Origin of the sequence: Vibrio sp. M260118 (genome assembly GCF_036533755.1) — a bacterium.
Taxonomy (GTDB): domain Bacteria; phylum Pseudomonadota; class Gammaproteobacteria; order Enterobacterales; family Vibrionaceae; genus Vibrio.
In genome coordinates this window covers 1-1,312 of record NZ_JATABG010000587.1, presented here as the reverse complement: position 1 = coordinate 1,312, position 1,312 = coordinate 1, and the positions used below count along the sequence as shown (strand labels likewise).

Below are 1,312 nucleotides of genomic sequence, written 5' to 3'. Positions count from 1 at the left end.
CGTTTGGTGGTGGCGAGACAGTTGTGGTTCCTGATACCGATATCGAGGTCACCGAGGAGCAAGGCAAGATGTTTAAGTTTGAGCCGGGTTTAACTCTTGATGACCTTGTTCGAGCGGTGAACGAAGTTGGCGCAGCGCCTTCAGATTTAATGGCAATCCTGCAAGCGTTAAAACAAGCGGGTGCTATTGAAGGGCAACTGATCGTAATCTAAGGAGTAGAGCATGATTAACAATGGTAATGACATTGGCTTTATTCACGATATCGCCAGTTTAGACAAACTGCGTAAGCAAGCGGTAGATGGTGACGAAGCTGGTGAGAAAGCCGCTTTAACTGCCGCAGCAAAACAGTTTGAAGCGATTTTTACCTCAATGCTGTTTAAATCAATGCGTGATGCTAACTCGAGTTTCGAATCTGGTTTGATGGACAGTCAAAATCAGCAATTCTACCGCCAGATGATGGACGAGCAGATGTCGAGTGAGTTGAGTGCGTCAGGCTCTCTTGGACTTGCGGATATGATCGTTGCTCAGCTCTCTACGGGCAGTGTAGAGAACCAAAATGCTAAAGCGGGCAATCAAGATTTTGAAGCCATGATGGAGAAGATTGACCGTATTCGTCATGAGCGTGCCGATGCGACTACTGTAGCAATGCCTACTCAAGCGCAGCCTTCGCGCTTTGATTCTCCTGAATCTTTTGTTACTTCTATGAAGCCATATGCGGAAAAAGCGGCTCAAGCTTTGGGCATCGATTCATCGTTGTTGTTGGCTCAAGCGGCATTAGAAACGGGGTGGGGGCAAAAGGTTGTCAACAACTCACGTGGCAGTAGTAATAACCTATTTAACATCAAAGCCGACCGTAGCTGGTCTGGTGATAAAGTCTCGACTCAAACTTTGGAATATCATCAAGGTGTACCAGTCAAAGAGAATGCCGCATTCCGCTCTTATGCTAACTATGAAGAAAGCTTTAACGATTACGTTAGCTTCTTGAACAAAAACCCTAGATACACAATGGCTCTGCGACATGGCGGCAATAACGAAGAGTTTATTCGTGGCATTCACCAAGCGGGTTATGCGACCGACCCAAGGTACGCAGATAAAGTATTGAGCGTAAAAGCGCGAATTGACCAGATGTAGGGTAGAGGAGCGGACTTCGTCCTGAAGAACGCTTCGCTCGAGAGTCGAGACCGGGCTGCGCCCTGCTAGATAACTAAAACTGACTTCTTAGCGAAGTGGCGTATCTTTAGAGTTCTCCAGTTCTCCAGTTCTCCAGTTCTCCAATACAAAGAGGGTTGATACTAAGCGCCAATCCTCCAAC

2 protein-coding genes are annotated in these 1,312 nt (G+C 47.0%); both read left to right on the top strand.

The window, feature by feature from the left end:
- A partial coding sequence (locus QTO00_RS19805) for a flagellar basal body P-ring protein FlgI (protein ID WP_331426274.1) occupies positions 1-212 on the top strand: 212 nt, incomplete at its 5' end.
- A 10-nt stretch (positions 213-222) separates the two neighbouring features.
- On the top strand, positions 223-1,131 hold the full coding sequence (gene flgJ / locus QTO00_RS19800; protein ID WP_331426273.1) for a flagellar assembly peptidoglycan hydrolase FlgJ: 909 nt from the start codon (positions 223-225) through the stop codon (positions 1,129-1,131).
- Positions 1,132-1,312 lie beyond the last annotated feature (181 nt).

What these genes read in the sequence shown, in the direction of transcription:
- flgJ (WP_331426273.1), top strand. Translation starts at nt 223, where the DNA reads ATGATTAACAATGGTAATGACATTGGCTTTATTCACGATATCGCCAGT.